Source organism: Bacillus sp. FSL L8-0199, from assembly GCF_038005705.1.
In the GTDB taxonomy this organism is placed as follows: Bacteria; Bacillota; Bacilli; order Bacillales; family Bacillaceae_G; genus Bacillus_A; species Bacillus_A cereus.
Genome location: NZ_JBBOTS010000001.1, coordinates 4,638,984 through 4,662,665 on the forward strand (window position 1 = coordinate 4,638,984; position 23,682 = coordinate 4,662,665).

The following is a 23,682-nucleotide window of genomic DNA, read 5'->3' on the forward strand; positions in this document are numbered from 1 at the left end:
CTCACAGTCTCTATAAGACTATGAGCTAAATTTTCAGAAGAAATATTTCGTACTATATAAAAATAAAAGATAAAAGGAAAAGAGCACCAAACCTACATCAAACAACACTGACTTTTTATCCCCTTCTTTTAAACCTATCGTAATATTAAAAATGCTTCTAACTATCCAACCTAATACTAAAAATAACCAGCCGAAATGATCATTTGTATAATCTTTATCATAAAACATTTGTATTGCACCAATAATTAATAAAATAATTATAATATTAGTTCCAATCCTTAAGACCTTGTTTGATTTATTATCTTGTAATGTATCTCCCAAAATGTAGCACACCCTCTCATGCTCTACTATGTTTTATCTCTCTTTATATCTTAACACAAATTACCTATTATTTCCTTTTTGCAAATAACATAAAAAACCTGCCAATTACTCGGCAGGTATATTACACGTTAAAACGATAACCAGCTCCCCATACTGTTTCAATATATTGCGGGTGAGCAGGATCTCTTTCAATTTTTTCACGTAGCTTTCTAATGTGGACGACAACAGTGGCTAAATCCCCAGCGGAATCTAATCCCCAAATGCGTTCAAATAACTGTTCTTTATTTAATACTTGGTTTGGATGTGTGACAAAGAATGTTAATAAATCAAATTCCTTCGTTGTAAACGCAACTTCTTCATTGTTTATAAAAACTTTTCTCGCTCGTTGATCGATAGAAATTCCGTGAATATATAACGTATCACGTTGCTTACTTACATTTCCTAATAATCTTTCATAACGGGCAATATGTGCTTTTACTCTTGCGACTAATTCACTCGGGCTAAACGGTTTCGTTATATAATCATCCGCTCCTAATCCGAGTCCGCGAATTTTATCTATATCTTCTTTTTTTGCTGAAACAAGTAGAATCGGAATATCTTTTACAGCACGTATTTGTTTACAAATTTCGAATCCGTGCATTTTCGGAAGCATAATATCTAAAATAATTAAATCATAGTCTTCTTGCAGAGCTGTTTGTAAACCTATTTCTCCTGAATGCTCTACATCAACTTGGAAATCATTAATTTCTAAATAATCTCTCTGTAATTCTGCAATACTTACTTCATCTTCTATTAATAAAATTCTTTTCAATTTACTCACCACATTCCTCTACTTTTTCCAATGAGAAGAAAATGCTTGTGCCTTTACCAAGCTCGCTTTCCGCCCAAATTCCCCCGCCATGTTCTTCAACAATTTGCTTCGCTATCGCTAAACCAAGTCCACTTCCACCTGTGCTAGAATTCCGCGATTGCTCTGCACGATAAAAACGTTCAAAGATATACGGCAATGTATCAGATTCTATACCTGATCCGTTGTCCATCACTTTCACAATAACTTTATTATTATCACTCGATACTGTTACAGTAATTTTCTTCTCTTCTTTATCCATGTATTTCACACTATTATGAATTAAATTTGATATAACTCTATTGATCTTTTCGCAATCAGCCGTTACATATAGTGGTGATGAATGTAACTGTAGGCGCACTTCTATACCTTCTTCACTTAAATCCATCTGCATCTCTTCTATTAATTCTTGCATAAACGTATTCAATTCAACTGTTTCAAACTGGAATGGAACCCGATTCAAATCGAGCTTCGAAAATAAAAATAGTTCATCAATGAGTGTGTCCATATGTTTTGCCTTCGTATGGATAGTTGATAAATACTTATCCATTTTTTCTGGCGTATTTGCTATCCCGTCCTTTATTCCTTCTACATATCCGATAATTGATGTAATCGGTGTTTTTAAGTCATGAGAGATGTTTGAAATAAGCTCTTTTCGATTTTCTTCATACTGTGTTTGCACTTCAATCGATTCTTTTAACTTCTTCCTCATTTCTTCAAATCCTTGATTTAATTGCCCGATTTCATCATGCGATGTAACTGGAATTTGAAAATTTAAATCCCCTTCTTTTATTTTCTCAGTCGCATCTTTCAATACGAAGATTGGCTTTATTACACTTCTTGAGACGAGGTAACTTAATAATCCAATAAGCAAAATGGCTAACAGTAAAAGTGATACGAACAAAATCGGAAATAACTTTTGTGTAAGATCTACAAATGAACTTTGTCTTTTTAGTACAAATATACTTCCTTCTTCATCCCCGGGAAAATAAAAATCAAATTTTACATATCGATAAAATGTATCGCCTAGTTCCGTTGTACCACGACTATTAATATTTGCTGATTCAAATTTCGGAAGGGCTTCTTTTAAAGATATACTTTCAAATATTTTTGTAGCATAAGAAATGGTTTCTCCCTTTCTTACAACTATTTTCACACCTTCTTTTTCAAGTGATGAAACGAACAATTCATCTAATAGTTGTGATTGATTTTTCTTTGCCGCTAATTTCAATTCCATATACGTATTCTCTTCTTCTGGTGTAAGCGGCTTTTGAATGTAAGAACTTTTATAGAAATTTTTCACTGCTTCCAAGTCACCTGTTATCGAAAAAACGATTAAAAATCCCGCGACTAATATAAGCGTAATGGAAACGAGGATAACAGCAATATAAGAAAATAAAAACCTTGTTTTAATAGACATATCTTAAATCCTCACTTTATCAAACCTTATTATTTATAAGCATAAAAAGATATGTTCAATTACTCAAGCGATTTTATAGTAATTTTAGCGTCAGTTTATAAAAATTTAATGTTCCTATTTTACAGTTGAAATTAGGAGGTTGAAATTCCATGTTCAAAAAAACATTCAGTATGATATGTTGCGTAATTTTTTTACAAGGATGCTCGCAAGAACAAGAAATAAAAAAGGAGATGATAAACATGGAGACTGCACTACTAGCAGCCACTGAAAAAAATGAAACGAATACTGTTATATCTTTACTAAAACAAGGTGCAAATATAAATGCGACGGATAGTCAAGGACGCACTCCGCTTATGATTGCTACATACAAAAATGATGTAAAAACCGCAAAGGCGCTTATCGAAGCTGGTGCTGACGTAAATATCCAAGATGACATGAAAAACAATCCCTTTCTATACGCCGGTGCGGAAGGTTACTTAGACATTTTAAAACTAACAATTGATGCTGGTGCAGATCCTACGATTACAAATCGTTACGGCGGAACAGCTCTTATCCCAGCCTCAGAACATGGCTATATTGACGTTATAAAAGAACTCCTCACTCGAACAAATATTGATGTAAATCATGTAAATAACCTGGGATGGACAGCTTTAATGGAAGCCATCGTACTAAGTAACGGAAACGAAACACAGCAACAAGTCATTCGCCTTCTTATTGAGCACGGTGCAGATGTAAATATTCCAGACAATGATGGTGTTACCCCGTTAGAGCATGCTCGCACTCATCACTTTGAAGAGATAGAGAAGATTTTGTTAGAAGGCCGTAAGTAAAAAGCTAATTTTTGCCTTCCTCCCCCACCCTATGCTACATTTAAGCCGTTACATTACTATTAATAGGGTGGGAATAAAAATGAACAAACCTAAAATTGGGATGATTGGACTTGGAAGTATTGCGCAAAAGGCCTATCTTCCAACACTTACAAAAGAAACTGATTGGAATTTTGTAGGGGCGTTTACACCTAACGCACAGAAAAGAAAACAAGTTTGCCAGCAATACCGAATTCAAGACTTTCATTCTATTGAAATGTTAGCTTCGGAATGCGATGCAATCTTCGTTCATAGTTCAACTGCATCGCATTATGAAATCGTTTCTGAACTTCTAAAAAAAGGGATCGACGTTTATGTTGATAAACCGCTAGCAGCTACAGTGGAACAAGCTGAGCAACTAGTCGAGTTAAGCGAGAAGTATAACCGAAAATTAATGGTCGGATTTAATCGCAGATTCGTTCCTATGTATGTCGCTGCCAAAGAACAGGCTCATGATATTTCATGGATTCGAATTGAAAAGCATCGTACAAATAAAGTCGGGCCATATACGTACGACTTCACTATGTTAGATGATTATTTACACATTGTAGATACTGCTCGCTGGTTAGCTAATGATGACCTTAACGCCGTTCACAATATGATGCAAATCAATGAAAAGAATGAACTTCTTTACGGACATCATACATATACAACTCCAAGTGGACTATTACTTTCTACTGCAATGCATCGCCATGCCGGTACTAATTTAGAACAAATTGAACTTGTAACGATAGGAAAAATCATTCGCGTAAAAAATATGAATACATTTGAAATTGAACAGGAAAACTCAGTTTCACAAAGTGGTTCCCCATCATGGGATACGACGTTAAAACAACGTGGTTTTGAAGATGCTGTTCATCATTTTATTGAGTGTGTACAAGGCGATACAAAGCCCGTTGTAGATGGATTAGAAGGATTAAAAACGCAGCAACTGTTGCAATCTCTACTAGATGATGTAAATAAAAATTAAAACGGATACATTTTTCAGAATTTACTTTCATTCCCATTCCCTCTTTATTTCTCTCATAAATTTCTATAGAATATGTTGATAGGAATTATAAATTTCATAATGAATCGTGGAAAGGATGGGATTAACACATGTGGAACGAGTTTAAAAAGTTCGCTTTCAAAGGGAATGTAATCGATTTAGCTGTCGGGGTTGTAATCGGTGCTGCATTCGGTAAAATCGTTAGTTCTTTAGTAAAAGATATCATCACACCATTACTTGGTATGGTATTAGGTGGCGTTGACTTTACAGATTTAAAAATTACATTCGGTAAATCATCTATTATGTATGGTAACTTCATCCAAACTATTTTTGATTTCTTAATTATTGCAGCTGCTATCTTTATGTTTGTTAAAGTTTTCAACAAACTAACATCTAAAAGAGAAGAAGAAAAAGAGGAAGAACTTCCAGAACCAACAAAAGAAGAAGAACTTCTTGGCGAAATTCGCGACTTACTAAAACAGCAAAACTCTTCTAAAGATAGAGCATAATTGAACGGATAAAAAGGCATGTCCCTCGGGACATGCCTTTTCTATATGCTATAACGTTTCCGAATTCATATGAATAAATAAAATAATACCAGCAACCACAAGTACCATAATGCTACCTGCAAATAGTGTAATACCAATAAACATTAAACTTGTGCTCATATCTACTGATACACTTTCAATAAAAATAGAAATTACATACGTGATAAGGGCAATTCCTGCAAGAATACTTCCTGGAACAAATCGCTTTAAACCATTTTGTTTTAACGTCATATATGCAAAAATAGCAGTCATACAAAGCGTAATTATCCAAAGAACGATCATCTCTTTTCCCCCCTCACAAGCCTTTTCTTTCTATTATACATGACATTGCCCTATAATAGTTAAATTTGCACTTATGTGACATATAACAAGGAATAGCCCCATCTATAGCGAAGGCATTATGAAGAGAATCACAATACACTTTTTGAAGAAAGCATTATTCTTGTTAAAGCAAACAGTTTAGAGGATGCTCACGAACTTGGTAAAAAAATTGCTATGCAATCTGAAGATACGTACGATAATGTGTACGGTGAGCAAATAACGTGGAAGTTCCGAAAAGTGTTGCATGTGTTTGAATTAGACGATACCCCCTTTGAAACTGGAAAAGAATTGTACGCAAGATTTTTACACGTTAAGAAAAATAAAGCGGTGGATACAGTCGTACAAAAATACTATCCTGAATCCGAATAAAAGCTCACAGCAAATGCTGTGAGCTTTTTTATACTTACTTCGTTGAATCTCTAAATTGGATACGGTGAGGTAAGATAACAGTGTGATCTTCCACTTTTTCTTTGTTCATATACTTTGTTAATAAACGCATTGCTACTGCACCGATATCATACATCGGTTGAACAACTGTTGAAAGCTGCGGACGAACCATTAATGCAAGACGTGTATTATCGAAACCAAGTACTTCTACGTCAGTTGGTACGTTTAATCCAGCGTCTTGTGCTGCATGGATTACACCTAGTGCCATTTCATCAGAAGACACGAAGATTGCTGTTGGCTTTTCATCATTGCTCCAAAGCTTTTCGAATGCTTCAATACCTGAGTCATATGTGTAATCTCCATCGATTACAAGATTTTCATCATATGAAATACCTGCTTCTTCTAAAGCTTTTTTATAACCTTGTAACTTCTTCGCGCTTCCCGCTTTATCAATGAAAGGACCAGAGACGAAACCGATACGTTTATGTCCTTGCTCGATAAAGTGCTTCATTGCATCATAAGCTGCTTGTGTATAATCAATATTTACTGATGGCGTTTCATTTTGCTCATCAAATGACGCTGCTAATACAATTGGTACTGGAGATTTTTTAAATTCTTCAATGTGAATGTCTGTAATATCTTCACCCATGAAAACAATTCCGTCCACTTGTTTTCCAAGCATCGTATTTAATAAATGGAACTCTTTCTCTTTGTTTTGATCAGAGTTACTTAAAATGATGTTATATTTGTACATTGTTGCGATATCTTCAATTCCACGTGCAAGTTCTGCATAAAACGTATTTGAGATATCAGGAATAATAACACCTACTGTAGTTGTCTTCTTACTTGCTAGTCCACGTGCTACCGCATTCGGGCGGTATCCTAAACGATCAATTGCTTCTAATACTTTCTTTCTTGTTGTAGGCTTTACATTTGGGTTACCGTTCACAACACGAGATACGGTAGCCATTGAAACGTTTGCTTCGCGCGCTACATCATAGATTGTTACGTTCATCTCATCGCACACTCCTTCTATTTTTGTTATCTATTTTTATGTATCGGTTACTTGAATGAAAAAAAGACATCAACTCTATTTGCAGATGCCACCAATCGTCCCGAGTTCTTCCTTTTACTAATGATACGATAAAAACGCAGGCTCATACAATATTTTCCCGCAAAAGTTTCGAAAAAATTCGCTTCTTTTCTCGTATTTTCGTATTTTTTATGAAAAAAGGGCATTTTTTGTAAAAAAATAGATGTTTCCTAAGTAAAAATCTTATTTTAAGCAGTACGATAGTAAATGAAATTTATATCGGCGATTTTTCGAATATATCGACTGTAACTCTAATTATATCAGCGATTTTCCAAATATATCGACCGCAACTCTAATTATATCAGCGATTTTTTAAATATATCAACTTACCAACAAAAATCGACAATGACAGTCGCTATACAATAGGAGAAAGCTGTTCCAAAATGCCTTTTTGGAACAGCTCATTAAAAGTTTTTATAATTTACTTCCAAATGATTTTAATTCATTCATAAAATCATTGAACTGCGGTATATTCATTTGCTGCGCCGCATCTGATAAAGCTACAGCTGGATCTGGATGTACTTCAGCCATAATTGCATCTGCACCAATTGCCATCGCTGCTTTTGCAGTTGGTAAGAGAAGGTCACGTCGCCCTGTAGAATGCGTTACATCGACAACGACAGGTAAATGTGTTTCTTTCTTTAAAATCGGCACAGCGGAAATATCAAGCGTATTACGCGTCGCTCTTTCATACGTGCGAATACCTCGTTCACATAAAATAATGTTCCCATTTCCCTTTGCCATAATATATTCTGCCGCATTAATGAATTCTTCAATCGTTGCTGATAGACCACGTTTTAATAATACTGGTTTATTTACAGCACCAGCTGCCCTTAGCAAATCAAAGTTTTGCATATTGCGAGCACCAATTTGAATAACATCAACGTAATCTAATGACATCTCAATATCATTCGGATTTAAAATTTCACTAATAACAGCCAAATCATATTCATCTGCTACCTGGCGCAAAATTTGTAATCCCTCTAATCCAAGACCTTGAAAATCATACGGTGAAGTACGTGGTTTGAACGCACCACCACGCATTAATTTCAGACCTTGCTCTTTCATTGCTTCAGCAACTTGACGTACTTGTTCATAACTTTCCACTGCACACGGTCCCATAATAAAATGCTGATTTCCGTCACCAATTTTTTCACCATTAATTTCAACAATCGTATCTTCTGTTTTTTTCTTACGAGAAACAAGTAATGCTTTACGATGATCATCTTCTTGTAATTCTAAACCAGCTTGAAAAATTTGTTTGAAAATATGTTGTAAAGTCGAAGTTTCAAATGGACCATTATTATTCTCTGCAATTAAATCCAGCATATTTCTTTCACGTACAGGATCAAAACGTTTCACACCTTGTACTTCTTTTAAATTACCAACTTCTTGTACGAGACGACCTCTTTCGTTTAGTAACTCTAATATTTGTAAATTAAGTTGATCAATTTCAGAACGTAAACGACCTAATTGTTGTGATGCCATAAGAAAGCCACCTCTTTCAAATTCCTATATGTTACTTTTTTAAGATAACTTATTATAGCTGATACATATACGATTGTCACACGATATACAGCAATGAATTACTATCAAAAAACATTGTATATTTTCATTTAAAATAAAAAAAAGACAGTTTACATACTGTCTTTTTTTACAAGAAGGAAACAAACGGTTTATCACTGTTTTTCTCTTTTATAATAACGGCCTCAATTTTACTCTCGGACTTAATCTGTAATTGTACTTTCGCATCTTTAGGCAATTTGTCTAACATGCCTTGAGCAGCCAATTGGGTAAGAGCCATTAATTCTGTTTTACCGTTATATTTAATAACAATATTCATATTTAATGTATCCATTTGATCTTTCTTATAAGAAACTTTAGCGTTGACTGGAATAAAATCTCCATTAGAAAAACCTTTTATTTCCTTAGCAAAGTTATTTATTTTTGTATTATCTTCTCCATGTGCTTGTGTAAATTCATCAGAAGGATATGAATACGACTTTTCATCAATTGTACTCCAATTTCCAAGGTTCGTATCATTCTTTTGAACAGTAGCACTAGCAATATACGTACCATTTTTTAAAGAACTAGTACTTTCTTGCTTAAAGATAGCAAACGTAATTGGAGATTTGTTATACTTATCATTTTTGTTAATAGCTTCAATAAGTTGTTTAGCAACTTCAGTCCCTTTAGACATAGCTTCTTCATTCGATACACTTGAAGACATAGCTAAACCTATCATAACACCAGATAAACTTAATTCATTTGAATTCTGTTTTCCGAAATAGTCTTGTTCTATAATATTTGTCAAAACTGGCGCTTCTACTTTCGCAACTAGTTCATCAACTAGTTTCTCTGGAATATACTGATTTAATTGCAGTACGTGACTCTCTGTATCAAATTGCTGCGTTGCAATATTTATTAAACCATTTTCATACTCTGCTAAATCTAATTTAGAATTTGTTTTTATATTAGCTGTATTAATAACCTTTTGTTCTTTTAAAGGAATAACAGTTCTATAATAATCTTTAGAAACAGCAGTTCTCGGAATCATACTTTTTTCTTTTGTATCTTTTTGTATAACTTCATCCTTCTTACTAATCGTATTACTATTGTTACTACAAGCTCCTAGTAATAAACTTACGACTGCGAAGGATAATGCCATTTTCTTCATTACTTAAAACCTACTTTCAACAATCTAGTTATTTAGTTTGAACTATTAATAGTGTACCACTAAATATATTTCAACAAAAACAAAAAAAAAGAAGCAAGCACCTTTAGCTTGCTTCTTTTTACTTTATATTCTCTTCTAAAGCATCTTTTTTAATATTCCAATGAGATGTATTCCATACTACCATCCCATCTTTTATGTATAGCACTTGCGGTGATTCATGTCTAATACTGTATTGTTCTGCAACACGATTTGACACATCTCTCGCATCTTGTACGTATAAGTAATACGCTGGCACTTCTCTTTCTTCACTGCAATACGCTTGAAATTCTGTGTATGCACCGTGACTAATCGGGCATGTCGTACTATGTTTAAAAAGAACATACGGCTCATTCTTTTCTACTAAGACTTCAAGCTCTTCAATTGTTTCAAGTTTTGTCATATTCATCACGATTCACCTCTCATACGAAATCTAGAGCGCTTCTCTTTCTTTTCAGCTTTTTTCTCAATTCTTTCTAATTTACGCTCTTCTTTTTCAACCTTCTTCTCTTGTCTCGACGCACGGTAATGATTGTATACTTCAATCGCCGCACTGCTCCACTGTACAACTTGCGCTACTTTATCAGCGTTATTTTCAATTTCGTCCGTTACAGAGTCTGATACATTACGAAGCTTCGTATTTAAAGATTGGATTGTCGTTCCAATCCCATCTACACCCGCTACCACTTTATTTAATGACTGTGACTTCTGTTGAATATCATCAGCTAACGCATTCGTTTTATGTAATAATTGCTCTGTCTCTACGCTAATTCCTTGCATTTGCTTTTCTAAACCTTCTAACGTGCTTGCAACGTTTTCCAACGTCTTCTGAACCGATAACAACGTTCTGCATACATACACTACTAATACTGCGAAAGCAACCGCGATAATAGCCGCACTTACATATAAAAGAACTTGCATTTCATCACTTCCTTTATCTTTTTCATACTTTCCCCTATTATACAATCATTTTCCGTTTCATTCTAATCCCTATCTCATCATTAGAATTTTCATACTTATTCGTTAACTGTAACATAAATCATTCAACAAATTCCACTAAGTAGGTTACAATAGGAGAGGATACATAATTAGTAGGGAGGCTTTACATATGAAAGATCCACGTATTGAAAAGTTAGCATACAATTTAATTAACTACTCTATCCGCTTACAAAAAGGTGAAAAAGTATTAATTGAAAACTTTGGCTTACAAAAAGAACTTGTAACTGCACTTGTAAAAGAAGCATATGCAGCTGGTGGTTTCCCATTCGTCTCTTTAAAAGATCATCAAGTAGATCGCTCTTTATTAATGGGTGCTACTGAAGAACATTTCGAACAAATCGCTGCATATGAAGCAAGCGTAATGAAAGACATGGACGCTTATATCGGTCTTCGCTCTGGCGATAATATTAATGAACAAGCTGACGTTCCAAGTGAGCGTATGAAAGTTCATGGCCAAACAGTTGGTAAAAAAGTTCATAGAGACATTCGCGTTCCAAAAACACGCTGGGTTGTTCTTCGCTACCCAAATGCTTCTATGGCACAGCTTGCTAAAATGAGTACAGAAGCTTTCGAAGACTTCTACTTCGAAGTATGTAACTTAGACTACGGCAAAATGGATAAGGCAATGGATAGCCTTGTTACATTAATGAATAAAACAGATAAAGTTCGTTTAACTGGTCCTGGAACTGACTTAACATTCTCTATTAAAGACATTCCAGCTATTAAATGCTCAGGTCATTTAAACATTCCAGACGGTGAAGTATACTCTGCACCAGTTCGTGATTCTGTTAACGGTACAGTTTCTTACAACACACCATCTCCTTACAACGGTTATACATTTGAAAATGTACAACTTAAGTTTGAGAACGGTCAAATCGTTGAAGCAACTGCAAACGATACAGAGCGCATTAACAAAATCTTCGATACAGACGAAGGCGCACGCTACGTTGGTGAGTTCGCAATTGGCGTAAACCCATACATCTTACATCCAATGGGAGACATCCTATTCGATGAAAAAATCGATGGCAGCTTCCACTTCACTCCTGGACAAGCTTACGACGATGCATGGAACGGCAACAACTCGAACATCCACTGGGATTTAGTATGCATCCAACGCCCTGAATACGGCGGCGGCGAAATTTACTTCGACGACGTACTAATCCGTAAAGACGGACGCTTCGTTGTACCTGAACTAGAAGCTTTAAACCCAGAGAACTTAAAATAATAATAAAAACGCTCGGAATTTTCGCCGAGCGTTTTTTATTTCTTCCCTACCATTTCTATTTTCACATGTGGATTTTCTTTCTCTATAAGCCTTAAGAATTCATCCATATTTTGCGGCATCGCAACCATATGTACTTTATATGCATTCGTCGTAATTTCAAGAAACTTTCCGACCTGACGTATAATTCTCACATCTTTTAATACAATATCATCATTTAAAATACCGTACTTTAATACGCCATTTTCTACTTTATGTTTTTTAATAAATACTTCCCAAACGAGTGGTACATTTACAATGAAGCATAAACCCATCCCAATCAACGCTGACATCCAATGCGCTTTATTAGTGAAAAGCATGACAATTGGATATATAAACATAAAAACTAACGTAAGACAAACGAAAATGACTACTGACTTACTTCTTTGAATTGGAAAGTTCATACCTACACCCCCTAACCTAAATTATACCATTATTTCTATTTTGCTTCATAGAAAAAGGCCATTTCTAAATGACCTTTTACACAATGTACCTATAAAATTTCTTATCTACCTGTAGCACCGGAAAGTTTTTCGGCAACTCGTCTATACTCACACTTTCAAAACCATTCTTTTCATAAAAACGATGTGCCGCTAAAAATTTTACTGTTGTTCCTAAGTAAATATCTTTCAATTTTTTATCCTCAGCCCATGAAATTGCTGTTTGAAGCAACATATGTGATGCGCCCCATTCTTTTCCGCGAAACTCTTTCTTCACGAACATTTTTCTTAACGCTACTTGATGATTCTCAATATCTAATAAAGCTACTGTTCCAACTACTTTCCCATCATAAATTGCTATCCAAAAGTTTCCGTAATCCTTTTGATAGAATGTTTCTATTTCAAGTAAATCAGGTTGCTCTTCTTTCGTAATTGAAACATTATACTCTTTTTGCTGAATAGGAACGATAAGATCTACTACTTCCTCTTGAAACGTACTTTCATACGGAACAATACGAATCTTCTCGTTCATCGAATATCTTTCCATTCTGAAGCTAGTAAACTATATACAGCGATATCATGAAAATGATCATATAGCCATTCTTCCTCTCTTAAAATACCATCTAACTTAAATCCTAAACGTTCTGGAATTGCGCGGCTCTTCGCATTTCCAACACCGCACCGAATTTCAATTTTATTCAACTTTAAATTTTCAAATGCATAGTGAAGTACAGCCTTTACGCTACGCGTCATAATACCTTTCCCGCCAGCATCTTCTGCAAGATAATACCCAAGACTCGTCGCTTTCTTCCCCCAGCTCACTGGATGAATACCTACCATCCCAACGAGCTTTCCTTTGTAACGTATGCCACTTTCAAAACCATCTCCCTCTGCAAATTTCTTTAACCACATCGGAAAAATCTCATCATACGCATCAGCTGATTTCGTCCCATCTACCCAAGGGAGCCATTTTCGTAAATGATTACGGTTTTGATCTAATAATTGATATAATTCCCCTTTATGATGTTTTTCTAGTAATTGTAGTTCGATTTCGTCATCTACTCGGAGTGTGAACATGTTTTTTAGTCCCCTTTTTATTTTTCTTATTATTCTAACATTTATAACTAAAGACATATACGCTAATATATCGACTTATCGACTTATCGACTAACCTCAAGAATCATATATGCCAACATAGCACACAAAAAAGACGCACAGCCATCGCTATGCGTCTTTTCTATTACTTCTCTGCAACTTGAACTTCTTTTACGTAAGCTGCTTCGAATTTTTGGATGTCTCCTGCGCCCATGAAAATTAGAACGCCGTTTTTATGTTTCTTTAATACATCCGTTGTTGTATCTGTAATTAGTTCTGCACCGTCAATACGCTTTTGCAGATCTTCGATTGTTAATTCACCTTTGTTTTCGCGTGCTGATCCGAAAATATCACATAAGTATACTTGATCAGCTTTGCTTAGGCTTTCTGCGAACTCATCTAAGAACTTTTCTGTACGTGAGAATGTGTGTGGCTGGAATACAGCGACAATTTCACGCTCTGGATGTTTTTGACGAGCTGCTTCAATCGTTGCATTAATTTCTGTCGGATGGTGTGCGTAGTCATCGATAATCACTTGCTCTCCCATCGGCTTTTCATTAAAGCGACGTTTTACGCCTTCAAAAGTTGTTAGCTGATGCTTTACTGCTTCTACATCAACGTTTTCATAATGGCAAAGTGCAATTACTGCTAACGCATTTAATACGCTGTGATTGCCGTATCCTGTAATTTTGAACGTGTCATAGTACGTATTACGAACGAATACATCAAAAATAGTACCATCTGTTCTCTTTTGGATGTTGCGTGCTTGGAAATCATTATCTTCTCCAAATCCATAGAAAATAACAGGTACTTTCGCTTGAATTTTTTGAAGTTCTTCATCATCTCCACATGCAATAATGCCTTTTTTCACTTGCAATGCCATCTCTTGGAATGCACTGAATACATCATTGATGTCTGCAAAATAATCTGGATGATCAAAATCAATATTCGTCATAATTGCATAGTCTGGATTATAAGACAAGAAATGACGACGATACTCACAAGCTTCAAATACAAAATACTTACTATTTTCTACCCCATGCCCTGTTCCATCTCCAATAAGGTAAGATGTTGGGTGTGCACCTTGCATTACATGGGCTAACAAACCTGTTGTTGATGTTTTTCCGTGTGCACCAGTTACAGCAACACTTGTGTATTGGCTCATCAGGTCACCTAAGAAATGATGGTAACGATGGACTGGGATGTTTAATTCTTTTGCTGCTACGATTTCTTCATGCGTATCAGGAAATGCATTTCCTGCAATAATCACTTGTCCTTCTTCTACATTATTCTTATCAAAAGGAAGGATCGAGATACTACGCTTTTCCAACGCTGTTTGTGTAAAGAAACGCTTTTCATAATCAGACCCTTGAACAGTATGCTTCATATCATGAAGAATTTGCGCTAATGAACTCATTCCTGTTCCTTTAATTCCTACAAAATGGTAAACTGTCATCTTAAAGAACCTCCAACATTTCGAACTAATACAACGGCCTATCTATAAGACAGTATATGAATCTTTTCTTATTTTGGTAATCATCATACATTTTTGATGTAGTGAAGTTATTCTTCCCTTCACTTATCAGGATAAACTCGTACGTACTTCTTTATATATCCATAACAAGTCCATTATAGCAAAAAAGAAGCCGCTATACTATGATAACAGAAAAACTGATAGGGTCAATCACCTATCAGTTTTTCTCTCTTTTACATCTCTTCTCTTTTTTCTAATTGAACACGCTCTAAACGTGGGTTTGGACGATATTTACGACCAGCTTTTGCTTCTGGTTTCCCATTTAATTCTACATTATCACCAGTAAAGCCAATATTCATTTTTAATAAGCTACTTCCTACCCCGTATATGTCAACAGGTACGTTTTGAGCTTCAAATTCACGAATACGCTTCTCATCAAATCCACCAGTTACAACGATGTCTACATGCTGGAATCCTTCTTCATCAAGTGCTTTACGAAGTGCGAATACAAGCGATGGGTTTACACCACGTGGATCGAATGTTCCAAGTACTTCTGGGTGGCGAATGAAGTATTGATCAATCATCGTGCGGGACGTATCTACACGTACACCTTTTAATGTTGATCCAAATTCACGCGCTACGCGAAGTGCATCTGTAATGACATCATTGTTGTAATCAATTAATACAACTAATTCATCTTCTGGGAATTTCTTATGATATGCTTTTGCCGCTTCTACAACATCACCATTAAACATTTGAATTAATGCGTGAGGCATCGTCCCCATACCACTTTTGCCCCACCATTCATTCATCGCATGCGTCGCTTGTGCGCTCATACCTCCGATGTATGCTGCATAACCGTCACCAGCTTGTTGTGTATAATGATCGTCACGATCTCCCATGAAAATAACTGGTTTTTCTTTATCTACGCTACGCGCAGCTTGGACAACGTTATATACGTTTGTCGCAACCGATGTACGACGAGCTAAAATCCCATCAATGACACCTTCTAAAAATCCGAAATTTTCATAAGGACCATGAATTGTTAACACTGTTTCAAATGGACTAATTTTATCGCCATCTTTTAAAGAGTTAATCTCAAGTTCCTCAGGATTTTTAGCGAATGTTTGTAGCAATGCAATTACTTCATCCGTTCCGCAAAGAACTGCATTTTCCTTTTGGAAAAATTGCATCGTTACAACACTTTTCGGGCGAAATTCTTCGATGATTTCTCTAGTCTTTAAAAAGTAAACGGCAGAGAACCACCCTTCTCCAACACGTTCGTCAAATTTAAATGTTTTATTTGTTAGTCTATTTATTTCACCTTTTAATTTTAATTCAATTTCTTTCATGTCGCTTTACTCCCTACTTTACTATCCAACATTTTCTCTTAGTATACAGCATAACCGTTTACTATACATTTGTTTCCTGCATAGCAGCGAATTCATCCTCAGAAATAAGGACATCTCTTGGCTTCGTTCCTCTTGCTTCAGAAATAATTCCTTGCGATTGCATCTCTTCAATGAGACGTGCTGCGCGATTATAACCGATGCGGAATTTTCGCTGTACAGAAGATGTGGACGCTCCCCCTTGTTCTACAACAAATTGACATGCTTCGAAGAACAATTCGTCTTCCGACTCAGCTTGTTCTGTTTTCGCTAATAAATCCTCTTGCTTAAATAAGTAATTCGGCTTCATTTGCTTTTTCACATGATCAACTGTTTTTTCAATCTCATCATCCGATACATATACACCTTGTACACGAACAGGCTTAGATGTACCGTTCCCTAAGAATAACATATCACCACGGCCAAGTAATTTCTCCGCGCCACCAATATCGATAATCGTACGCGAATCAACTTGAGATGATACAGTAAACGCAATACGCGTTGGAATGTTTGACTTAATTAAACCTGTAATAACATCTACAGATGGACGCTGCGTCGCTACTAATAAATGAATACCACAAGCACGTGCTTTTTGCGCAATACGACAAATCGCTTCCTCAACATCACCAGGTGCTACCATCATTAAGTCGGCTAACTCGTCAATGACAATAACGATATAAGGTAATGTTTCTCCCGGAATTTCTCGCTCACTTACAATCGTATTATAACGAGTTAAATCACGAGCACCTGCGTGCGCAAACAATTCATAACGGCGTTCCATTTCCTCAACTGCCCATTTTAATGCAGCTGTTGCTGCTTTTACATCCGTAATAACAGGTGCTACAAGATGTGGAACAGAATTGTATGGTGCAAGCTCAACCATCTTCGGATCGATTAACATTAACTTCACTTCATGTGGTTTCGCTTTATATAAAATACTCGTTAAAATCGCGTTAATACACACACTTTTACCTGAACCCGTTGCACCCGCAATAAGTCCGTGCGGCATTTTTCGAATATCCGTTACAATTGGATCCCCTGAAATATCAAGCCCCAGCGCAACAGTAAGCGGTGATTCACTCTTTGTGAATACAGGACTTCTTAAAATTTCGCGAAGAAATACTGGCTTACTTTCTTTATTTGGAACTTCAATTCCAATCGCACTCTTCCCTGGAATTGGCGCTTCAATACGAATATCTTTCGCAGCTAAACTTAACTTAATATCATCACTTAAATTTGTAATTTTATTTACTTTCACACCTGGGTCTGGCTGCACCTCAAAACGAGTGACTGCCGGACCTTGCGATACATTAATAACATGTGCTCCAACGTGAAAATTATTAAACGTTGTATCTAATAATTCTTTCTGCTCCTCTAACCATTCTGTATTATCTAACGCTGATTGCTGTGGAATCGACAACAGCGCTAATGGCGGAACAGTGTATGTCGGTGGTGTGTGCAATACATTTCGCATATCGTTCTCTCTTTGATTTACAACATATGCTTTCTCTTGTACTTCCGTACTTGAAATTGGCTTTTGTACTTGCTCTACCACTACTTGCTGTACTGGTTGTTCTTCCACTTGTGGCTCTGCTACTACTTGCTGCACTGGGTGCTCTTCCACTTGTGGTTCTGCTACTACTTGCTGCACTGGGCGTTCTTCCACTTGTGGTTCTGCTACTACTTGCTGCACTAGGTGCTCTTCCATTTGTGGTTCTGCTACTACTTGCTGCACTGGGTGCTCTTCCACTTGTGGTTCTGCTACCTCTTGTTGCACTGGCTTATTCTCTACTCGTACATTAGCAGAAGGCTGCATTGCATTTGCTCTAGCTGCATGTCTTTCCATTAATCGTGTTCTATCTTGTTTCAACATAACAACATTAAATGGTACATGACGCTTTTTCTCACGTTTTGGTTCTTCTTTTTGTACAACTGGTTGTTCTTCTGCGACTGGTGTTTCCTCGGCAACTGGTTGTTCTTCTACGACCGGCGCTTCTTCTACAACTCGTTGCTCTTCTACGACCGGTGCTTCTTCTACAACTCGTTGCTCTTCTGCGACTGGCGCTTCTTCTACAACTCGTTGCTCTTCTACGACCGGTGCTTCTTCTACAACTCGTTGCTCTTCTGCGACTGGCGCTTCTTCTACAACTGATTGCTCTTCTACGACCGGTGCTTCTTCTACAACTGATTGCTCTTCTACGACCGGTGCTTCTTCTACAACTCGTTGCTCTTCTGCGACCGGTGCTTCCTCGACAACTGATTGTTCTTCTACAATCGGTGCTTCTTCTACAACTGGTTGTTCTTCTGCAATTAAAACATCCGCAAAGCTTTGAACATCTTTCTTCGTTTGTTCATCAGCCTCAGCAACATGTATGAATTCACTCTTTTGTTCAATTGCTTCAGCTTCTTGCTGAATGTCCTCAAGTGCTACAAATGTCTCTACTACAGGCGCGTTTATTTCTGCAATCACTTCTACTTCTTCTGACTCTTCCGTTTCCGCAATTACTTCAGCTTCTTCTGACTCTTCTACTTCCGCAATTACTTCCACTTCTTCTGACTCTTCTGCTTCCGCAATTACTTCCACTTCTTCTGACTCTTCCGTTTCTGCAATTACTTCCACTTCTTCTAACTCTTCCGTTTCTGCAATTACTTCCACTTCTTTTGACTCTTCCGTTTCTGCAATTACTTCAGCTTCTTCTGACTCTTCTGCTTCCGCAATTACTTCCACTTCTTCAGGTGCCTCTGTTTCCATAACTACTTCTTCAAGCTCTTCCGTTTCTGCAATCACTTCTACTTGTGACACTTCTTCTGGTATTTCCACAATGATTGTTTCTTCAAGTTTTTCTTCTGCTTTGACAATCACTGATTCTTCTAGAGCTTGCTTTTCTACTTCAATAGTAGGTTGTTTTATTTCTGTATTACGTTTAATTTCTTCTGATAATATTGTATCCTCGTGCTCTACTTTAGAAGCTACTAATTCTTCTTGTAGATTGTTTTCGTTTAACACCACTACATCTTTTTCTAGCTTAGCACTTTCCATCTGCTCAGCTACTGTTTTATGAAGTAATTCATCCGCTGGAACTTCCTGCGGTGTACTCATTTCTTGAATCACTTCTTTTTCTTCTACTAAAGGCACTTGGCGTTCAATTTCATAACCGTTTTTCTCTAGCCATTGATCAACAACTGATTTTTCTTCTTTTTTGCTCTGTTGACCTTGCTGTTCAACTACTTCACCTGAAGCAGAAGACGTTGCTTGTCCTTCTGAGAAATCAGATAATGTATATCCTTTTTTCTCTAACCATGCATCAACGACTGATTTACCCTCTACAGATATTTCAAGGTCTTCTCTTTCCTTTACTTCCTCCTGCTTTTCTTCCTTTTTCTCTACTGAAGGACGATTATATCCATAAATTGGCGAAATCATTTCTGTTGGCCGAAATGGTCTACGGTTACTCTCTTGCGAAGGTGCAGATGCCTTTTTAACGACAGACTCCCGCACCGGTTCATATTGCACTTCCGGCTCTTCATATGTAGAAACTACCTTTTCCACATACGGTCGTCTGCTTCTTTCCACCTTTATTCCTCTTTGGGCAGTCGGTTCTTCATATGTTACTCCTTGAACAGGTTGTTCTTCGAAGCGATTTACTTCGCTTTCATCCTCTTCATCGAACCCATTATCCGGTACTAAAGGAAAACGGCATTTACCTGCATTCCTACTTGCCATTTGTGCTTCTCTTGCTTCAGTGTAGTGGTTTACACGAGGAATTTTCGGCTGACTTTCAATTTGCTTTGGTACTTCTTTATTCATCGCTGTTTGTTCTTCCTCTTTGTTAAACAGCTTTTTCATCCAATCTAACATGCTTACCACTCTTTCTACTAAATAGTAACATCCTTTATTGTATCAGCATTCGGCAAAAAGTGCAGGTAAAATTAAGCATGTCATATTTATCCATAATATTCTAATTTACGAGTGTTTTCATATAAAAAAAACGCAGTCTTTCATGTAAGACTGCGCTTAAGCTTTACTCTTCTGATATGCATCTATGCTATCCGTTACACTTTGCAATAAAGAATTTACATACTGCGGGTCAGATAATTTTTTATCTTCTTCATGGTTTGACATAAACCCAAGTTCTAATAACACACCAGGAACCTTTGCCCAATTAAATCCAGAAAGATCATCCCGAAATTTAATTCCATTTACTTTTACTTGCTGGTTCTCCCTCATTTTATTTACAATCATTTGAGAGATTTGAAGACTTTCCGCATAAATCTCTTTCGTATATGGACTTCCTTCTGCCGGCGTCAATACAGCGAATCCACTTTGGTTTGGATTTTCAGAACCATCTGCATGAAGACGTAAAAATAAATTAGCCTTATGATTATTTGCGAATGTCGCCCTTTCTTTATTACTTATATCAACGTCTTGTGATGTTCTCGTCATTAATACTTGTATTCCCTTTGCTTCTAACTTTTCTTTTAATACGAAAGCCATTTCTAATACAAGTACAGCCTCTCTCTTTTTCGTCACAACACCTGTTGTACCGTCTGTCACTTTATATTTTTGCGTTGTTGCCCCTGGTCCAATCGGCTCTAAATTTAAATTCGCTTTTTGTTGATGCCCTGGATCAATAACGACGAGAAACTTCTCTTGTTTTTCATTACTCTCTACTTTTTGTTCATTATTTTGCACTGGTTGCTCAGTCGGCTGCACTGGCGTAGTTTCTTCTTTCTTTTCATCAGATGATACTTCCTCTTGCTTATGTTCTACTTGCTCATTCGTTTGAATTGCTTGCGATTCTTCGTTCTTTTCTTGTTCTTGCTGCTTTTCTACCGGTGCATCTTCTTTGGTATCTTTGTTTTTCTCTTGTATAGAAGATGTAGTTTCTTTTTTCGGCTGCTCTTGTGAACAACCGGCCATATATATTCCAATGAATGCAATCATGCTCATTATTTTTATATACTTCATACTTCTCTCCCATCACTTTGCACCGGATTCAAAGTTTTTCTTATAATTGCCCTATAATCTCATCCATATTTCCAATATAAACTGGCTGCCATTTTTCTGTACCACGTTCTGCAGTATAAACCGGATAAGCGTCATCATCTATATTTACGAAAACTGGATCGCCCATATCCGTTTCATATCCAATTGTAATCCATCCTTCTTGCCACTTTCCATTTTCTTCACTTATTAATGAATTTTTATGTTTATCATATCGATAACCGATTTGTCCTTTTTCTAATTCACTTTCACTAAACACATATATTTCATAAGTACCTAGCTCAATATCTTGCTGTTTTGAAGTTTCAATTCGTTTTAGAAGTTCTGCGATTTTTGGTTGTTGTTTCATACGTCTATCCCCTTCTACTTTTCTAAATTTTAACTAGTTTGTTTATAAAATACAATATAGATTTTAAGAAAAAAGGTGACATCCTTATCATATTAACAATTTTTTGAATATATCTATCACTACTCTCAATATATCAACGATTTTTTAAATATATCTATCACTATTCTCAATATATCAACGATTTTTTGAATATATCTATCACAACTCTCAATATATCAACGATTTAACACGAAATTTCGATTTACCGACAAAGAATGACAAAAAAAGAGAGGTTGTCCAAAAGGACAACCTCTCTTTTCTTATATCAATTAAAATTTGAACTCTTGTCCAACTTCAAAGCTATCTTCTAATACAAGAATACCTTTTTCTTGTGGAGCGTCTGGAAGCTCTAATTCACGTGCAGAGCAGATCATTCCAGAAGAAGGAACACCGCGAAGTTCTGCTGGTTTAATTAACATACCGCTTGGCATTACAGCACCAATTTTTGCAACGACAACTTTTTGTCCTGCATCAACGTTTGGTGCACCACATACGATTTGTAGTGTTTCTGTACCGATTTCTACTTTACAGATGTTTAGCTTATCAGCATTTGGATGCTTTTCTTTTTCAGCTACATAGCCTACAACAAATTTTGGAGAAAGATCTGCTTCTACTGTTTCTTCAAAGCCATTCTTCGCTAAAATTTCGTTGATTTTCTCTACAAGCTCTTTCGTTAATGTAAGGTTGCCTGTTTCTTTTACTTCTAAGTAAGAAGATGCATTAAAGATGTTGAATCCTGCTGTCTCGTTGCTTTCACGATCGTATACGCGTGCAACATCTCCTTTGCGATCAAAAGTACGGTTCTCTAAAGTAATATCTTGTAAGGCAACAATTAAAGTGTCACCAATTCCTTCAAGGTTGTAAAAAACGTTCACTTCGTTCATCCTTTCTCTTTTCCATCTGTCTTCTTCCGATTTTTCGCTAAAATAAAGATTGGTTCAAATTCTCCATCTTCATATACGAATGAAAGTGATGTAATCGGAACATGCCCTTCGGCAAAAAATTTCATTGTCATTTGTGCAATAATATCATAACCGATTTCGTTGACGATATCAGCAATAATTAATACATCTTGGTGAGGAACAGCAACAACCATGTCACCAGAAATCTTTTCACGCATCGATTGTAGTAACGATTCGTTTAAAATACGAGTCGCGTCATACCCATCATTTGTGTTTAAAAAGTAGAATGTATTACCCGCTACTGTGTCTTGTTTAAATTCATAACCTAATGAGCGTGCGTTGAATAATGCCATTTCACGCACTTGCTGTTCTGTAAGTTCTAATTTTTGTAATAGACGCTCGTCAATTAGTCGATACGTTTTATTCGAATCTAACGCATAGTAAATACGTGTTTCCGCCGTATGATCCGTCATAATAAACGGATTTCCTTCTTCTGCTTGTTTCGGGAAAGAAGTAGAGCGAATAACAGGTAAAATTTTCGCTCCGCTATTTTCTTCTTTATGCATCGCAATTAGCGCTTCTTGTACGTAATAAGCAACTTCTTCAATTGCCTTTTCTTTGTTCACTTCCCATTTTGCCACAACTCCTGGAAGCGATACGTTAATACCTTTTTTGGAGTCTTTTTGTTCAATACGTAAAACTTCTTTCTCACTATCATACTGAAAGTCCCATTCTGGGCGAGATAATTTCTTTATTAACTCATCTTTCATCTTTTTACTTGTCATCTTCATCTCTTTTTCCTCCCTTCCAAAAAAATAACCTCCCCCGCGAAGGTAGAGGTTGTTTTACAATTCAATTGGCAAATTGCCTTATTTTAAACCTTCAATGAACTCTTCGATTTGTTCTTGTGTTTTACGATCTTTGTTTACATAGCGACCAGTTTCTTCACCTTTATTGTACGCTACAAAGCTCGGAATGCCAAATACGTCTAATTTTACACATAGATCAATAAACTCATCGCGATCTACATAGTAAAATGAGAAATCACTATATTTCTCTTCTACTTCTGGCATAAATGGGTCTACAAAGCGGCAGTCTGGGCACCATTCTGCTGAGAACATAAAGACTACATTCTCTTCATTTTTTAACTGTTGGAATTGCTCCATGCTTTCTAATGACTTCATCTATATTTCCTCCTCTAACGAGTGCATTTTTCATGTTATAAT

At 36.3% G+C, this 23,682-nt stretch carries 24 protein-coding genes and 1 pseudogene; 5 read left to right on the forward strand and 20 right to left on the reverse strand.

Features of this window, described 5'->3' with window-relative positions:
- Positions 1-33: 33 nt before the first annotated feature.
- The 3 genes from NST86_RS23925 to NST86_RS23935 form a co-directional block, all read right to left on the reverse strand.
- The gene (locus NST86_RS23925) at positions 34-321 is read right to left on the reverse strand and encodes a hypothetical protein (protein ID WP_000502934.1); all 288 of its coding nucleotides are present in this window, start codon (positions 319-321) and stop codon (positions 34-36) included.
- A gap of 121 nt (positions 322-442) precedes the next feature.
- Complete coding sequence (locus NST86_RS23930; protein ID WP_061663960.1) at positions 443-1,132, reverse strand: response regulator transcription factor; 690 nt, start codon at positions 1,130-1,132, stop codon at positions 443-445.
- 1 nt (position 1,133) lies between these two features.
- Entirely contained in the window at positions 1,134-2,588 is a 1,455-nt protein-coding gene (locus NST86_RS23935; RefSeq protein ID WP_061663954.1) for a sensor histidine kinase, read from the reverse strand.
- A gap of 149 nt (positions 2,589-2,737) precedes the next feature.
- On the opposite strand from NST86_RS23935, the gene NST86_RS23940 reads away from it, so the two are divergent.
- From NST86_RS23940 to mscL, 3 genes are all read left to right on the forward strand, one after another.
- On the forward strand, positions 2,738-3,418 hold the full coding sequence (locus tag NST86_RS23940) for an ankyrin repeat domain-containing protein (protein ID WP_061663953.1): 681 nt from the start codon (positions 2,738-2,740) through the stop codon (positions 3,416-3,418).
- Between the two features lie 79 nt (positions 3,419-3,497).
- Positions 3,498-4,424 carry a Gfo/Idh/MocA family protein gene (locus tag NST86_RS23945; protein WP_061663952.1) on the forward strand — a complete coding sequence of 309 codons (927 nt, stop codon included), beginning with the start codon at positions 3,498-3,500 and terminating at the stop codon, positions 4,422-4,424.
- A gap of 128 nt (positions 4,425-4,552) precedes the next feature.
- Positions 4,553-4,951 carry a large-conductance mechanosensitive channel protein MscL gene (gene mscL / locus NST86_RS23950; protein WP_000267003.1) on the forward strand — a complete coding sequence of 133 codons (399 nt, stop codon included), beginning with the start codon at positions 4,553-4,555 and terminating at the stop codon, positions 4,949-4,951.
- Positions 4,952-4,999: 48 nt separating this feature from the next.
- On the opposite strand, the gene NST86_RS23955 is transcribed toward mscL, so the two are convergent.
- A complete protein-coding gene (locus NST86_RS23955; RefSeq protein ID WP_000636590.1) occupies positions 5,000-5,272 on the reverse strand; it encodes a DUF3917 domain-containing protein in 273 nt (90 codons plus the stop codon).
- Positions 5,273-5,386: 114 nt separating this feature from the next.
- Between NST86_RS23955 and NST86_RS23960 the strand changes: the two are divergent.
- A pseudogene (locus tag NST86_RS23960) lies at positions 5,387-5,680 on the forward strand (DUF4288 domain-containing protein); the annotation flags it as partial.
- A 34-nt stretch (positions 5,681-5,714) separates the two neighbouring features.
- On the opposite strand, the gene ccpA reads toward NST86_RS23960, so the two are convergent.
- From ccpA to NST86_RS23985, 5 genes are all read right to left on the reverse strand, one after another.
- Positions 5,715-6,713: a catabolite control protein A gene (gene ccpA / locus NST86_RS23965; RefSeq protein ID WP_001103297.1), complete on the reverse strand. Its 999-nt coding sequence runs from the start codon at positions 6,711-6,713 to the stop codon at positions 5,715-5,717.
- 492 nt (positions 6,714-7,205) lie between these two features.
- Positions 7,206-8,279, reverse strand: a complete 1,074-nt coding sequence (locus NST86_RS23970; protein WP_000168204.1) for a bifunctional 3-deoxy-7-phosphoheptulonate synthase/chorismate mutase — start codon at positions 8,277-8,279, stop codon at positions 7,206-7,208.
- A gap of 166 nt (positions 8,280-8,445) precedes the next feature.
- Positions 8,446-9,468, reverse strand: a complete 1,023-nt coding sequence (locus NST86_RS23975) for a CamS family sex pheromone protein (RefSeq protein WP_000738031.1) — start codon at positions 9,466-9,468, stop codon at positions 8,446-8,448.
- Between the two features lie 118 nt (positions 9,469-9,586).
- Complete coding sequence (ytxJ, locus tag NST86_RS23980; protein WP_001057469.1) at positions 9,587-9,913, reverse strand: bacillithiol system redox-active protein YtxJ; 327 nt, start codon at positions 9,911-9,913, stop codon at positions 9,587-9,589.
- On the reverse strand, positions 9,913-10,425 hold the full coding sequence (locus tag NST86_RS23985; protein ID WP_001197720.1) for a DUF948 domain-containing protein: 513 nt from the start codon (positions 10,423-10,425) through the stop codon (positions 9,913-9,915). The genes ytxJ and NST86_RS23985 overlap by 1 nt, the downstream gene beginning before the upstream one ends.
- A 187-nt stretch (positions 10,426-10,612) precedes the next feature.
- Here NST86_RS23985 and NST86_RS23990 point away from each other — a divergent pair, with 187 nt between their 5' ends.
- The gene (locus tag NST86_RS23990; protein WP_000654731.1) at positions 10,613-11,728 is read left to right on the forward strand and encodes an aminopeptidase; all 1,116 of its coding nucleotides are present in this window, start codon (positions 10,613-10,615) and stop codon (positions 11,726-11,728) included.
- Positions 11,729-11,763: 35 nt separating this feature from the next.
- Here the strand turns inward: NST86_RS23990 and NST86_RS23995 are convergent, their stop codons facing one another.
- The 11 genes from NST86_RS23995 to NST86_RS24045 all read right to left on the reverse strand — a co-directional run bounded on the left by NST86_RS23995 (position 11,764) and on the right by NST86_RS24045 (position 23,640).
- Positions 11,764-12,168, reverse strand: coding sequence for a PH domain-containing protein (locus NST86_RS23995; protein WP_016118736.1), 405 nt, complete (start codon positions 12,166-12,168; stop codon positions 11,764-11,766).
- Positions 12,169-12,244: 76 nt separating this feature from the next.
- Positions 12,245-12,736 carry a GNAT family N-acetyltransferase gene (locus NST86_RS24000; RefSeq protein WP_061663950.1) on the reverse strand — a complete coding sequence of 164 codons (492 nt, stop codon included), beginning with the start codon at positions 12,734-12,736 and terminating at the stop codon, positions 12,245-12,247.
- Positions 12,733-13,281, reverse strand: a complete 549-nt coding sequence (locus NST86_RS24005) for a GNAT family N-acetyltransferase (protein ID WP_061663949.1) — start codon at positions 13,279-13,281, stop codon at positions 12,733-12,735. The genes NST86_RS24000 and NST86_RS24005 overlap by 4 nt, the downstream gene beginning before the upstream one ends.
- Positions 13,282-13,444: 163 nt before the next feature.
- Entirely contained in the window at positions 13,445-14,755 is a 1,311-nt protein-coding gene (gene murC / locus NST86_RS24010) for a UDP-N-acetylmuramate--L-alanine ligase (protein ID WP_000219468.1), read from the reverse strand.
- A gap of 251 nt (positions 14,756-15,006) precedes the next feature.
- Positions 15,007-16,125: a nicotinate phosphoribosyltransferase gene (locus NST86_RS24015; RefSeq protein WP_000658370.1), complete on the reverse strand. Its 1,119-nt coding sequence runs from the start codon at positions 16,123-16,125 to the stop codon at positions 15,007-15,009.
- A 61-nt stretch (positions 16,126-16,186) separates the two neighbouring features.
- On the reverse strand, positions 16,187-20,020 hold the full coding sequence (locus tag NST86_RS24020) for a DNA translocase FtsK (protein WP_325858996.1): 3,834 nt from the start codon (positions 20,018-20,020) through the stop codon (positions 16,187-16,189).
- 156 nt (positions 20,021-20,176) lie between these two features.
- Complete coding sequence (locus NST86_RS24025; RefSeq protein WP_000874044.1) at positions 20,177-21,130, reverse strand: N-acetylmuramoyl-L-alanine amidase; 954 nt, start codon at positions 21,128-21,130, stop codon at positions 20,177-20,179.
- A gap of 40 nt (positions 21,131-21,170) precedes the next feature.
- A complete protein-coding gene (locus NST86_RS24030) occupies positions 21,171-21,515 on the reverse strand; it encodes a hypothetical protein (protein ID WP_047386990.1) in 345 nt (114 codons plus the stop codon).
- Positions 21,516-21,823: 308 nt separating this feature from the next.
- Entirely contained in the window at positions 21,824-22,438 is a 615-nt protein-coding gene (gene ytpR / locus NST86_RS24035) for a YtpR family tRNA-binding protein (RefSeq protein WP_001006761.1), read from the reverse strand.
- Entirely contained in the window at positions 22,435-23,247 is an 813-nt protein-coding gene (locus NST86_RS24040) for a DUF1444 domain-containing protein (protein ID WP_000784588.1), read from the reverse strand. Before NST86_RS24040 ends, ytpR begins: the two co-directional genes overlap by 4 nt.
- 78 nt (positions 23,248-23,325) lie before the next feature.
- A complete protein-coding gene (locus NST86_RS24045; protein ID WP_000838193.1) occupies positions 23,326-23,640 on the reverse strand; it encodes a thioredoxin family protein in 315 nt (104 codons plus the stop codon).
- Between the last annotated feature and the right edge of the window lie 42 nt (positions 23,641-23,682).

Coding starts and splice junctions, on each gene's coding strand:
- NST86_RS23935 (WP_061663954.1), bottom strand. CDS start 2,588: ATGTCTATTAAAACAAGGTTTTTATTTTCTTATATTGCTGTTATCCTC.
- NST86_RS23940 (WP_061663953.1), top strand. CDS start 2,738: ATGTTCAAAAAAACATTCAGTATGATATGTTGCGTAATTTTTTTACAA.
- NST86_RS23945 (WP_061663952.1), top strand. CDS start 3,498: ATGAACAAACCTAAAATTGGGATGATTGGACTTGGAAGTATTGCGCAA.
- mscL (WP_000267003.1), top strand. CDS start 4,553: ATGTGGAACGAGTTTAAAAAGTTCGCTTTCAAAGGGAATGTAATCGAT.
- NST86_RS23955 (WP_000636590.1), bottom strand. CDS start 5,272: ATGATCGTTCTTTGGATAATTACGCTTTGTATGACTGCTATTTTTGCA.
- ccpA (WP_001103297.1), bottom strand. CDS start 6,713: ATGAACGTAACAATCTATGATGTAGCGCGCGAAGCAAACGTTTCAATG.
- NST86_RS23970 (WP_000168204.1), bottom strand. CDS start 8,279: ATGGCATCACAACAATTAGGTCGTTTACGTTCTGAAATTGATCAACTT.
- NST86_RS23975 (WP_000738031.1), bottom strand. CDS start 9,468: ATGAAGAAAATGGCATTATCCTTCGCAGTCGTAAGTTTATTACTAGGA.
- ytxJ (WP_001057469.1), bottom strand. CDS start 9,913: ATGAATATGACAAAACTTGAAACAATTGAAGAGCTTGAAGTCTTAGTA.
- NST86_RS23985 (WP_001197720.1), bottom strand. CDS start 10,425: ATGCAAGTTCTTTTATATGTAAGTGCGGCTATTATCGCGGTTGCTTTC.
- NST86_RS23990 (WP_000654731.1), top strand. CDS start 10,613: ATGAAAGATCCACGTATTGAAAAGTTAGCATACAATTTAATTAACTAC.
- NST86_RS23995 (WP_016118736.1), bottom strand. CDS start 12,168: ATGAACTTTCCAATTCAAAGAAGTAAGTCAGTAGTCATTTTCGTTTGT.
- NST86_RS24000 (WP_061663950.1), bottom strand. CDS start 12,736: ATGAACGAGAAGATTCGTATTGTTCCGTATGAAAGTACGTTTCAAGAG.
- NST86_RS24005 (WP_061663949.1), bottom strand. CDS start 13,281: ATGTTCACACTCCGAGTAGATGACGAAATCGAACTACAATTACTAGAA.
- murC (WP_000219468.1), bottom strand. CDS start 14,755: ATGACAGTTTACCATTTTGTAGGAATTAAAGGAACAGGAATGAGTTCA.
- NST86_RS24015 (WP_000658370.1), bottom strand. CDS start 16,125: ATGAAAGAAATTGAATTAAAATTAAAAGGTGAAATAAATAGACTAACA.
- NST86_RS24020 (WP_325858996.1), bottom strand. CDS start 20,020: ATGTTAGATTGGATGAAAAAGCTGTTTAACAAAGAGGAAGAACAAACA.
- NST86_RS24025 (WP_000874044.1), bottom strand. CDS start 21,130: ATGAAGTATATAAAAATAATGAGCATGATTGCATTCATTGGAATATAT.
- NST86_RS24030 (WP_047386990.1), bottom strand. CDS start 21,515: ATGAAACAACAACCAAAAATCGCAGAACTTCTAAAACGAATTGAAACT.
- ytpR (WP_001006761.1), bottom strand. CDS start 22,438: ATGAACGAAGTGAACGTTTTTTACAACCTTGAAGGAATTGGTGACACT.
- NST86_RS24040 (WP_000784588.1), bottom strand. CDS start 23,247: ATGAAGATGACAAGTAAAAAGATGAAAGATGAGTTAATAAAGAAATTA.
- NST86_RS24045 (WP_000838193.1), bottom strand. CDS start 23,640: ATGAAGTCATTAGAAAGCATGGAGCAATTCCAACAGTTAAAAAATGAA.